Annotated in this window: 11 protein-coding genes; 6 read left to right on the top strand and 5 right to left on the bottom strand. The window is 68.7% G+C overall.

The features are described 5' to 3' along the window. Positions 1 to 144 precede the first annotated feature (144 nt). From ACFQ36_RS17900 to ACFQ36_RS17890, 3 genes are all read right to left on the bottom strand, one after another. The gene (locus ACFQ36_RS17900) at positions 145 to 696 is read right to left on the bottom strand and encodes an amino acid synthesis family protein (protein ID WP_377016066.1); all 552 of its coding nucleotides are present in this window, start codon (positions 694 to 696) and stop codon (positions 145 to 147) included. After that, positions 693 to 1,322 (bottom strand): amino acid synthesis family protein, encoded by a 630-nt coding sequence (locus tag ACFQ36_RS17895; RefSeq protein ID WP_377016064.1) that lies wholly within the window; start codon positions 1,320 to 1,322, stop codon positions 693 to 695. Before ACFQ36_RS17895 ends, ACFQ36_RS17900 begins: the two co-directional genes overlap by 4 nt. 135 nt (positions 1,323 to 1,457) lie before the next feature. Then, positions 1,458 to 2,138, bottom strand: coding sequence for a GntR family transcriptional regulator (locus ACFQ36_RS17890; protein ID WP_377016062.1), 681 nt, complete (start codon positions 2,136 to 2,138; stop codon positions 1,458 to 1,460). 152 nt (positions 2,139 to 2,290) lie between these two features. On the opposite strand from ACFQ36_RS17890, the gene ACFQ36_RS17885 reads away from it, so the two are divergent. After that, positions 2,291 to 3,235 carry a flavin reductase gene (locus ACFQ36_RS17885; RefSeq protein WP_377016060.1) on the top strand — a complete coding sequence of 315 codons (945 nt, stop codon included), beginning with the start codon at positions 2,291 to 2,293 and terminating at the stop codon, positions 3,233 to 3,235. Between the two features lie 53 nt (positions 3,236 to 3,288). Next, complete coding sequence (locus ACFQ36_RS17880) at positions 3,289 to 4,890, top strand: BCCT family transporter (RefSeq protein WP_377016058.1); 1,602 nt, start codon at positions 3,289 to 3,291, stop codon at positions 4,888 to 4,890. Positions 4,891 to 5,096: 206 nt separating this feature from the next. Here the strand turns inward: ACFQ36_RS17880 and ACFQ36_RS17875 are convergent, their stop codons facing one another. Further along, positions 5,097 to 5,564: a TetR family transcriptional regulator gene (locus ACFQ36_RS17875; protein WP_377016056.1), complete on the bottom strand. Its 468-nt coding sequence runs from the start codon at positions 5,562 to 5,564 to the stop codon at positions 5,097 to 5,099. 108 nt (positions 5,565 to 5,672) lie between these two features. Between ACFQ36_RS17875 and ACFQ36_RS17870 the strand changes: the two genes are divergently transcribed. From ACFQ36_RS17870 to ACFQ36_RS17855, 4 genes are all read left to right on the top strand, one after another. Continuing rightward, positions 5,673 to 6,152, top strand: a complete 480-nt coding sequence (locus tag ACFQ36_RS17870) for a transporter substrate-binding domain-containing protein (protein ID WP_377016054.1) — start codon at positions 5,673 to 5,675, stop codon at positions 6,150 to 6,152. Further along, complete coding sequence (locus ACFQ36_RS17865; protein ID WP_377016052.1) at positions 6,149 to 7,144, top strand: cation transporter; 996 nt, start codon at positions 6,149 to 6,151, stop codon at positions 7,142 to 7,144. The genes ACFQ36_RS17870 and ACFQ36_RS17865 overlap by 4 nt, the downstream gene beginning before the upstream one ends. A 72-nt stretch (positions 7,145 to 7,216) precedes the next feature. Further along, on the top strand, positions 7,217 to 8,443 hold the full coding sequence (locus tag ACFQ36_RS17860; RefSeq protein WP_377016050.1) for a CynX/NimT family MFS transporter: 1,227 nt from the start codon (positions 7,217 to 7,219) through the stop codon (positions 8,441 to 8,443). A 77-nt stretch (positions 8,444 to 8,520) separates the two neighbouring features. Next, the gene (locus ACFQ36_RS17855) at positions 8,521 to 8,700 is read left to right on the top strand and encodes a hypothetical protein (RefSeq protein ID WP_377016048.1); all 180 of its coding nucleotides are present in this window, start codon (positions 8,521 to 8,523) and stop codon (positions 8,698 to 8,700) included. A 7-nt stretch (positions 8,701 to 8,707) separates the two neighbouring features. Here the strand turns inward: ACFQ36_RS17855 and ACFQ36_RS17850 are convergent. Then, positions 8,708 to 8,902, bottom strand: a 195-nt coding sequence (locus ACFQ36_RS17850; protein ID WP_377016046.1) for a hypothetical protein, incomplete at its 5' end; no start/stop codon positions are given.

The following is an 8,902-nucleotide window of genomic DNA, read 5'->3' as shown; positions in this document are numbered from 1 at the left end:
CGTGCCCGGGCAGGTCCAGCGCGGCCACGGGCCGGCCGAGGCCGTCCTGCCCCGCGGCGCGGAACGCCTCCCACATGGTGTGGTCAAGTCCGACGCCGTGGAGCAGGACGACGGGCAGCTTCGCCGCGGCGGTTGCTGCCACGGTTACTGCTCGGTGGACAGGGCGGCCAGGCGCTGCTGCGGCCGGCCCTGGGCTGCCGCGGCCAGGGCGATGACGATCTCCCCCGGATGCGGGGCATCGGCCAGGCGCACCTCGATGCTCTGGTGGTGGGAGCGGATCGTGGCGTCCGTCTTGTGCTTGAGCGGGATGTCGAAGACGGTCCCGGCCGCGGCGCGCTTCTCCACGGCCGGCAGCAGCGTGGTTGCCTCGGCGGCGATCCGGAAATGGTCGCCGAACTTCAGCGTGTGGATCAGGGCCGAGCCGTGCTCCACCTCGCCCTCCAGGCCGACAATCGCGGCCTTGCCGTAGGCCTCGATCGGGGCGCCGAGCGCCTCCACGACCCGGGGGGCCAGCAGCTTGCCCAGGTCCGAGGCGGTGGCGTCGATGCCGGCCGAGAGGTCCTCGACGAAGCCCTGGCCGGCCCAGGGGTTGTCGATGACGGCGGCGACGACGGCGACCCGCGCGGCGGGGTCCACGGCACGGCCGCCCTCGGCCAGGGTCTCTTCCACCAGGGTGATGATCTTGCGGACGTTCATGCGGTTGCTCCTGCGAGGATTTTGGCGGTCACGGGACGGTCGGTGCTGCGGTCGCCGATCCGGGCGTGCGGCCTCGGGCCGGTCGAGGCCGCGGCGATGACCACGATTTCGTGCGGCATCGGCCCGTCGGCCACACGCGCGGTGGCGGTCTGGTAGTGGCTGCGGGTGGCCGCCTGCGTCTTGTGCCAGAGCGGGACGACCAGCGGCTGCCCGGCCTCGGCCCGGTCATCGGCGAAGCAGATGATCGAGGTGCCCTCGAGGAATTCGCGGACCAGGTTGCCGAAGTACGGGGTGTGGATCAGGGCCCCGGCGTGCTCGATCTCGCCGGCGGTGCCGACGATGGCGGCCTTGCCGAAGGCCTCGACCGCCTCCGCGCCGCCCAAGCCGGCCAGCAGCCGGCCGGTCAGCTCCCGGGCAATCTGCGGGGCGATCCGCTTGGCTGCTTCGGACAGGTCCGTGTGCGGGCCGGTGCCCAGCCAGGGATTGGCGACGACGGCGGCGGCGGTGGCCTTCAGCGCCGGCACGGCGGGCGCGCTGCCGTTCTCCCGCAGGACCTCTTCCTGCAGGTAGACGATCTTGCGGATGCCGGCGGCGCGCGCTTCGGGTGAGGGGGTGGAATTAAACAAAATGCGGCATCACTTTCTCGGAGAACAGCTCCAGGTTGGCCCGGTCCCCGGGGGCGTCGAGGCCGTGGAACAGCGAAAAAGGCATGGCGTGTCCTTTCAACGGTCTTGCGTGAAGGCGGGTTGGTGCCGGATAAGTCAGTTAGCGGATCCGCCGCGGCGGGGACGGTTGTCGCTAAGGGCTTCCTTGGACGATGCATAGACGTGGTTGCGCATGGCGGACTCGGCGCCGAAGGGATCCTTGTTTTGGATCATCGTCAGCACCGCCCGGTGCTCGCCGGTCGAGGCCAGGATGCGGCCCGGATGCTCCACGGTCCGCAGCACGAGCCGGTGGTAGGCCAGCTGGTTCATCAGCCGCTCGTAGTGCTCGGCCAGCTTGCGGTTGTCGGCGCCGCGGATGATGGTCCAGTGGAATTCGTGGACCAGCCGGGCGTATCCGTCCGCGTCCTGTTCCTCGGCCGCCCGCTCCGACTCTGCGACGTTGCGTTCGAGCACGTCGAGCTCGGCGACATGGCCGCGGCGGGCCAGCAGGGACGCGGCCAGGCCTTCGAAGCTCTCCTTGAGCTGGAAGAGTTCGACGATTTCCCGGCGCGTGGGCTCACGGACGAAGGTGCCGACCTTGGGACGGATCTCGACCAGCCCTTCGTGCTGAAGCTGCTTGAGCGCTTCCCGGATGGGGGTGCGGCTGACCTCGAACTCCTGCGCCAGGAATACCTCCGACAAGGGCGCGCCCGGGGGGAAATCCCCGCCGAGGACCAGCTTCCTGACCCGGTCCAGCAGGGCTGTTTCCTCAACCGCGCCTGCCGAAACTGTGTTCATCGTCTCTTGCATGCATGAGAGCTTATGTTGCATACATCAGTCAGGTCAAGGGTCGCCTCGGGATTGGCGGAAAACAGCTGAGGCACTGAGAACAGTACGGATTCTCCCCAAGGTGTTGACCTCTTCGTGTGACATGCCTTACGGTCTCTACCATGCAACAAGCAATCGATGCGTTCATTACCGACGTTTGGGCAGCCGCCTGGGACCGCGGCGAAGTCGAGGCCCTGGACTCCCTGGTCACCGAAGACTACGTACGGGTCGACAAGGCAACCGGGCACGGGACCGGCCTGGCCGAACTGAAGCAGGAAATCCTGGCCGTCCGCGAGGGCTTCCCGGACCTGACGACGACCATTGACAACTTCGTGCTCGACGGCGACACGGCGGCGATTTTCTGGACGTCGAAGGGAACGCACACGCGCCCGTTCCTTGGCGTCCCGCCGACCAACCGCCAGGTGGTGACGACGGGGTCCAACATCCTGGCCCTGCGCTCGGGACGTATCGCCCGGGAGACCGTGACCTGGGACGACAGCGGACTGCTGGAGGCCCTGGGCATCAGGTCCCTGGCCGATGCAGCCGCGGCGCCGGAGCAGGTCGTCGTCGACACCATGTCGGGCGAACCCGACCCCGAAGTGATGAAGGGGTTCAACCGCCAGTTCGTCACCGGTGTCACCGTCGTGACCACCACGGAAGGCGGAGTGCCCAAGGGCCTGGCGGTCAACGCCTACTCCTCGATCTCGCTCGAGCCGCCGCTGGTCATGGTCTGCGTGCAGAAGACGTCGTCGACCTACCCGGCGCTGTTCGCCTCGACCCATCTGGGCATCAATATCCTGAGCAACCGGCAGAAGGACACGGTTTCGACCTTTGCGTCGAAATCATCCGATAAGTTCGCGCAGATCGCCTGGCACGGGGGCCCGCACGGCAGCCCGCTGATCGACGGGTCCTCCGCGGCGCTGGAGGCGGAAATCCGCGAGCGCTTCCAGGCCAGGACCCACACCATCTTCATTTGCCGCGTCCGGCACGCAGAGGTCGGCGAGGCCGAACCCATGGTCTACAAGGCCGGACGGTTCTACGACGGCGAAGAACTGTCCGCGCTCTAACAGGCTCCGGGCCGCCGCAGCGGGCCCGCCGGAATTACGAATCGGAGAAAATAGTGGCCGAACAAACGATTGAGGCGCCCGTGGCGCCCTCCGACCAGCACCAGCGGACCCCCGGGCCCGGACCGCAGCACCGCCACCTGGGCTCGGTGTTCTACGGATCGGTCGGACTGATCCTGGCGTTCGTGCTCTGGGCCGCGGTTGCCCCGGAGAACCTGGGCGGAACCATGACTGCCGCCATGAACTGGGTCGCCGGCAGCGTCGGCTGGAGCTACCTTCTGGTCACGCTGCTCTGCATCCTGCTGATGGTCTACCTTGGCCTCAGCCGTTTCGGCGGCGTCCGGCTCGGCTCCAGCACCGACCGCCCCGAGCACAGCACCTGGGCATGGCTGGCCATGATCCTCTCGGCCGTCATGGGTGTCGGCCTGATCAGCTACGGCGTCGCCGAACCCATCTCGCACTTTGTTTCCCCGCCCCACGGCCTGGCCCAGCCCGGCACCATGGAAGCAGCCGTGACGGCCATGCAGTTCAGCTACTTCGACTGGGGCCCGCACGCGTGGGCGGTGTTCGGCGTCTTCGGGCTGGCCATTGCCTACTCCACGCACCGCAAGAACCGCCCCGGCCTCGTCTCCCCGATGCTGCGCCCCGTCCTGGGCAAGCTCGTCGACGGCTGGTTCGGCAAGCTCATCGACATCTTCGCCATCATCGCCACCCTGTTCGGCACTACCACGTCCCTGGGCCTGGGTGCTTCGCAGATCGGCGAGGGGATGAACCGCGTGTTCGGCATTCCCAGCAACCTGGGCGTGGAAATCGTCATCATCGCCGTGGTCACCGTCCTGTTCACCCTGTCAGCGCTCTCCGGCGTGAACAAGGGCATCAAGTACATCAGCCAGATCACCATGGGGCTGTCCGTGCTGCTGGCCATTTATGTCTACGTTGCCGGGCCCACCGGTTTCGTCTCCAACCTGTTCTTCCGCTCGGTCGGCCAGTATGCCAGCGAGTTCCTCCAGGTCAGCCTGATCACGCCCTCTTCCGCCACGGACCTGCAATGGATGCAGTGGTGGACGTACTTCATGATGGCCTGGTGGCTGAGCTGGGGCGCCTTCGTCGGCGTCTTCCTGGCCAAGATCTCCAAGGGGCGCACCGTGCGCCAGTTCGTGGCCGGGGTGCTGGGCGTGCCGAGCCTGGTGTTCTTTGCCTGGTTCACCATTTTCGGCGGTTCGGCGATCAAGATGGACATGGGCGGGGCAGGCATCGGGGCAGCCACGACCGAAAACGTCAACAATGCCTTCTTCGCCATGCTCGAACACCTGCCGCTTGCGCAGATCACCTCGATCGTCACCGTGGTCCTGGTCGCCCTGTTCTTCATCTCCGGGGCCGATGCCAACACCTACGTGCTGAGCATGCTCTCGTCGAAGGGGACGCTGAACCCGACCCGGCCGGTCCTGACCATCTGGGGCGCCCTGACCGGTGCCTGCGCGGTGTTCCTGCTGATCGTCGGCGGCCTGACGGCCCTGCAGCAGGCGGCCATGCTCTCGGCCCTGCCGTTCACAATCATTGTGGCGCTGCTCGGCATCTCGCTGGTGATCGAACTTCGCCGGGATCCCGAGTACGCCCGTCCGGGGCCGGCGCCCGCGGCCCGGCCCCGAACGGAGTAGGCGGACGCCGGGTCCGGACCGCCTGCGGGAGCGGCCGGGCACGAACAACGACGGCGGTGGCCCCCCCCTTCCCGGGGCGGGCACCGCCGTCGTGCTGCGTTCGTGCCCGGAATCCCGGCGGGTCCGGCCGCAGGCCAGGGACTTGCTTGAAGGCTAAAGAAGTACCGGACGGCCCAGGAACGGGCAGGACGGAAGCGGGCCGGTTGTCAGCCCTGCCGGCGCGGGCCGAGCTCCGCCAGCAGCTCCTCCAGCCGGTTGTCCGTCAAATACGTCATCCCGGTGAGCACGTCGGTGATCCGGGCCCGTTCCTGGGCGCTAAAGCGGGTGTGGTCCAGGATGTCGCTGACCCACAGCCCGTCCATGGCCAGCCGGACGATGATGCCAATAATGCCGGCCGGCTCGGCCGGGTCCAGGTCCTCGCGGTCCAGCCGGCGGTTCAGGTAGATCAGCGACTCGGCCAGGTTGGGCCGTCCGACGGCGATGGACAGCAGGGCCGCCTGGTTGCGGTCACTGTTGGTCCGGGCATCCGAAAACGCCTTGATGTACGCCCGCTCCTCCGCCCCGACCGGGTTCGGGTCGGACTCGGCGAGCCTGCCCAGCTCGTGCACCAGCGCAATGATGATCTCCTCGACGTCGCGCTCGATTTCCTCGGCGGGCGCCCCGGGCCTGAACATTTTTTTCCTCCAGCTACACAGCAGCGGGCCCTCCGCTTAGGCCCAGTGTAGCCGCGGGAGGCCCGCGCCTGCCCGAAAAAGACAGCCTGCTTAGCTATGGTCCTTGGTATGCGCAGAACATTTCCTACTCTCCTGGCAGCACTGTTGGCCCTGCCCCTGGCAGGCTGCGGCCTGGGCATCCCGGCGGATCCGGAAGGCACGCTCGAGCGGGTCCGCGACGGCACGCTCCGGGTCGGCGTTTCGGCGAATCCGCCCTGGACCCGGGTGCAGGCCGGGGCGGACCCCGGCGGGACGGAAAGCACGCTGGTGCTCCGGTTCGCCGCCAGGCACAACGCCGAGGTGGAGTGGGTCGAAGGCGGCGAGGAAACGCTGATGGGCAAACTGGAACACGGCGAGCTGGACCTGGTCATCGGCGGCCTGACCAAGAAGTCGCCGTGGTCCGACAAAGCCGCCCTGACCCGGCCCTACGTGGAACTGGCCAACGACCGGGGCGAGAAGGAAGAGCACGTCATGGCCGCGCGGATGGGTGAAAACGCCTTCCTCGTCGAACTCGAGGAATTCCTGCTGCACCAGGAGGACCTGCCGTGAACACCCGATTCGGCCGCACGGAACTGCCGGAGAAGCAGGAAAGGATCCTGAAGAAGGCCGTCCGCCTCCAGTGGACCACCACCGGCGTCCTCGCCGTCGCGGTCACCTTGGTTTTCCTGGCCATGGGCAATTCCCAGGCCATGAAGGCCGCCTGGATCGAGGACATGCTCTCGTTCGCGCCCCCGCTGGCCTTCCTGCTGGCCGTGCGGATCGTCAACAGGCCCCCGACCCCGGGGTATCCCTACGGCTTCCACCGCGCCACCGGGGTGGCGCACCTCGTGGCGGCCGTGGCCCTGTGCGTCATGGGTGCGTTCCTGCTCATCGATTCCGGCCTGGGCCTGCTCAAGGCCGAGCACCCGCCGATCGGTGCCGTCCAGGTCTTCGGCCAGACCGTCTGGCTGGGCTGGCTGATGATCGCGGTGATGGCGGTGACCGCCGTCCCGCCGGTCTTCCTGGGCCGGGCCAAGATGAAGCTGGCCAAGGAACTGCACAGCAAGGTGCTGTACGCGGACGCGGACATGAACAAGGCCGACTGGATGACCGCCGCCGGCTCCATCGTCGGCGTGGCCGGCATCGGCGTCGGCCTCTGGTGGGCCGACGCCGCGGCGGCGCTGTTCATCGCCGCCGGCATCCTGCGCGACGGCTACAAGAACATGCGCGCAGCGGTCACCGACCTGATGGACACCCGGGCCATGACCTTCGACGACGGCCGGCCCCATCCCCTGATCCGGCAGGTCGACGACTACCTGCGCGGCCTGTCCTGGGTGCAGGAGGCCGGCTCCCGTGTCCGCGACCAGGGCCATGTCTTCCACGTGGAGGCCTTCGTCGTTCCGCGCGACGGGCAGCTGCCCCCGCTGGAGGTCCTGGAGCGGGCGAGGGACGAGTGCATCGACCTGGACTGGAAACTCCAGGACATGGTGCTGGTCCCCGTCTCCGAGCTGCCGGTGGAAGCAGGCGGGTCCCGGCAGCACCAGTCCGAACGCAACCGCTGACGGCCCCGGGCGCTCCTGCCGCCCCGGTGCGGATAATCTGGACGGAAACATCCGGCAGGTAAAAGGAGAACCATGTCTGCCCCCGTTCTGACGCGCCGGCAAACGGACGCGGCCTGGATCGTCGTGGTGCTCGCCGGCATCACCGCGGCCATGCACATCTGGAAACTGCCCGCGGCCATCCCGCTGATCCAGGCCGAGCTCAACATGTCCCTGGTGCAGGCCGGGGTGCTGCTGGGACTGGTGCAGGTAGCCGGCATGGCCGGCGGGCTGGCCGTCTCGCTGTTCGCCGAGACCGTCGGCGCCCGCCGCTGCCTGCTGATCGGACTCTGGCTGCTCTTCGCCGGTTCCGTGGCCGGCGGCTTCGCCCCCGGCGCGGGCGTGCTGATGGCCAGCCGGGCGCTCGAGGGGGCGGGGTTCCTGCTCACCACCGTGGTCGCGCCCGGGCTGATCCGCGCCAATACGCCGCTGCGCCGGGTCAACACCGCCGTCGGCTTCTGGAGCGCCTACCAGGGCTGTGCCACCTTCACCGGGCTGGTGGCCAGCGCGCTGGTGCTGCAGGTGGCCGGCTGGCAGACCTGGTGGTGGATCATGGCGGCGCTGACGCTGGTGCCGATTCCGCTGGTGCTGCGGTTCGTGCCCCGGGACCCGGCCGGGGAGGGCGCGGGGCTGTCCGCGGCGGTCAGGCGCATCGGGGTCACCGTGCGCTCCCCCAAGCCCTGGGTCGCCGGGGTGGTGTTCGCCTGCTACACCATCCAGTGGATGGCGGTGGTCGGCTTCCTGCCCACCGTCTACGAGCACAATGGCGTTACCGGGATCTGGCCGGGCCTCCTGTCCGCCGTCGTCGGCGGGCTGAACGCCGTCGGCGCCGTCGGCACCGCCCCGCTGCTGCAGCGCGGGGTGACCGCGCGCCGGCTGCTGATTCCCACCTTCGTCCTGATGGGCACGACGTCGCTGCTCACCTTCGCGGTGGACTGGACGCAGGTGCCGGGCGGGCCGGCGCTGCAGTTCGCCTGCGTGGCCGCGTTCTCGCTCATCGGGGCGGTGATCCCGGCGACGCTGACCCGGATGGCGGTGGACCTGGCCCCGCCCGGCGGCTCGGCCCCGGCGGCGATGGGGCTGATGCAGCAGATCTTCAACGTGGGCAACTTCACCGGGCCGGCCATCGTGGCCTGGCTGGCCACCGTCACCGGCGGCTGGCACGCCACCTGGTGGATGACCTGCAGCTTCGCCGCACTGGGCATCGGGCTGAGCCTGTACCTGAGCGAGAAGCGGCTGGGGCTCAGTTTCGGGCACCGGTGACCCGGTGCCCGGGGATGCGAGGGCGGCGCGCCGGGCGGCGGTTAAGCAGAAATGCCGTTTTGTGCCGAACATTTAATATGGACAACCACATCCGGGACCTGCTGGTCAGGGCGGAGGAGGAAATGATCTTCCTCGGCCCCGATCATCCCACCTACGAACTGCTGGCGGGGCTGGTCGCCGCCGTGCGGGACGCCTGGCAGGAAGGCTACGCCCGTGGCCGCCGCGGCGGTTCGAACGACAACCCCTATCGCGGCTAGGCCGTGGTTAGTCAGTGAATGCTGTCCGGGCCACCACCGACCGCCGGACCAGCCCCGACGCCTGCAGGCACCGGCCGGAAAGCTCCGGCGGGATGGGCCGGGCCTGGGCGAGCTGGTTCAGCAGGTCGGCGGCGCGCCCGGCCCAGTGGACGAAGTCACCGGCGGCCAGGCCGGTGCCGGCCAGCGCGGTCTGCAGGTTCCC

Origin of the sequence: Arthrobacter sp. GCM10027362, assembly GCF_042679445.1 — a bacterium.
Classification (GTDB): domain Bacteria; phylum Actinomycetota; class Actinomycetes; order Actinomycetales; family Micrococcaceae; genus Crystallibacter.
This window is presented reverse-complemented; position numbering and strand designations above follow the sequence as displayed.

Bases quoted from the DNA above. Each gene is read 5' to 3' on its own strand.
- ACFQ36_RS17900 (WP_377016066.1), bottom strand. From the start codon at position 696: ATGAACGTCCGCAAGATCATCACCCTGGTGGAAGAGACCCTGGCCGAG.
- ACFQ36_RS17890 (WP_377016062.1), bottom strand. From the start codon at position 2,138: ATGAACACAGTTTCGGCAGGCGCGGTTGAGGAAACAGCCCTGCTGGAC.
- ACFQ36_RS17885 (WP_377016060.1), top strand. From the start codon at position 2,291: ATGCAACAAGCAATCGATGCGTTCATTACCGACGTTTGGGCAGCCGCC.
- ACFQ36_RS17875 (WP_377016056.1), bottom strand. From the start codon at position 5,564: ATGTTCAGGCCCGGGGCGCCCGCCGAGGAAATCGAGCGCGACGTCGAG.
- ACFQ36_RS17870 (WP_377016054.1), top strand. From the start codon at position 5,673: ATGCGCAGAACATTTCCTACTCTCCTGGCAGCACTGTTGGCCCTGCCC.
- ACFQ36_RS17860 (WP_377016050.1), top strand. From the start codon at position 7,217: ATGTCTGCCCCCGTTCTGACGCGCCGGCAAACGGACGCGGCCTGGATC.
- ACFQ36_RS17855 (WP_377016048.1), top strand. From the start codon at position 8,521: ATGGACAACCACATCCGGGACCTGCTGGTCAGGGCGGAGGAGGAAATG.